The sequence below is a fragment of the Anaeromassilibacillus sp. An200 genome (genome assembly GCF_002160025.1).
Lineage (GTDB): Bacteria > Bacillota > Clostridia > Oscillospirales > Acutalibacteraceae > Caccousia > Caccousia stercoris.
The window spans coordinates 1-1,226 of record NZ_NFJU01000125.1 but is presented as its reverse complement, the minus strand read 5'-3'; the positions used below and the strand labels follow the sequence as shown (position 1 = coordinate 1,226).

2 protein-coding genes are annotated in these 1,226 nt (G+C 41.2%); both read right to left on the bottom strand.

Translation table 11 applies throughout. The features are described from left to right. A partial coding sequence (locus tag B5F35_RS18175) for a helix-turn-helix domain-containing protein (RefSeq protein WP_140401234.1) occupies positions 1-136 on the bottom strand: 136 nt, incomplete at its 3' end. Between the two features lie 39 nt (positions 137-175). Beyond that, positions 176-871 carry a 4Fe-4S binding protein gene (locus tag B5F35_RS18170; protein ID WP_242969593.1) on the bottom strand — a complete coding sequence of 232 codons (696 nt, stop codon included), beginning with the start codon at positions 869-871 and terminating at the stop codon, positions 176-178. Positions 872-1,226: the final 355 nt, after the last annotated feature.

Genomic DNA, 1,226 nt, shown 5'->3' with positions numbered 1-1,226 from the left:
TGATGTCCTTGAAGTTGTCCCCCTCATAACTGCCTAAAGCGGACTTGGAGAGATGGGTTTTCTCCGCAAGCTGTTCCAGCGTCAGTCCGCGCTCCACACGCAGGTCTTTTAGCCGTTCCTGTATGGATAACTCCATGCTCTCCCTCCTTGTCTGCCCGATAAATTAGGATTTTCTTTAGTTATTCTTCCTTAGAATCGAATTTTGACTGCCTAGATTATACGGACAAATATCTCTACACCTATGACAAGCTATTCTCCAAACCTGCTCTTCTTCATCATCTCCAAATGCAAAATCCCAACAGGATTGCTGTTTTATTTCTGGATTTTCTAAAGCATTTACAGGACAAATATCAACACATAAATTACAATTATTACAAAGAGGTTCTTTCATTTTATCAGGCTCAAAATATTGTTCGCATAACACTGCTCCTAACCAGACCATACTTCCAAACTCTGGCGTTATTAACAAAGAATGCCTCCCTATTGTTCCCAAGCCCGCCGCTTGAGCTATATGTTTTTGCGAAACAATAGAACGCCATCTGTTAGTATTTTTATCCCATTGGCTTTCATTTGTAGGAATAGGAACACATACTATCTGGTTCTTTTCCATTTCAATACAAAAATCTAGAGCTATCGCATCCATTTTTGACGTGATAGAATTTCTTACCCTTGTATATGGAATATTAGACTTGCAATTAAGTGTTCCTACTGGAAATCTACAACCAAAAGAAATTACCGATTTGCAAGTCGGAAGTACATCTAAAGGATGATAGCCTTTCGGTGCATTATCAAACCTATCTATACTTGCTATACCACACAAATCTGCACCTAACGCATACATTATTTCCTTTATCCTTTTACTATCCAACATACAATATCCCCTCCGTAAATTCCAATTTGTCACTCTGTACTTATTATTTTACCACAATTCCGAGAGCGTGGAAATAGCCTGTTTCTTAAGCCGATTTCCCACCTTTCGGATATACGGGACGGGCGGTCATTTAGGTGTAGACTTAGGGTAGTTCATCGATGGACAGCACCTTGAAAACAGAATGACCGTCCGAAAAGGGATACCCCGGCTGGGGAAGCACCGCAAGGAGCCGGACTTCGGGACAAAATGGAGCTGTTGACAAAAGATTCACCCGAGGAGAAAACCATGGTAAAATAAGTGCATACGGGGGTGGGAAGATGCAGCTGAAGTTTCACATGGTGACGATAGAAGATCT

Excerpts from the sequence above, each read along its gene's own strand:
- B5F35_RS18170 (WP_242969593.1), bottom strand. The coding sequence starts at position 871 with ATGTTGGATAGTAAAAGGATAAAGGAAATAATGTATGCGTTAGGTGCA.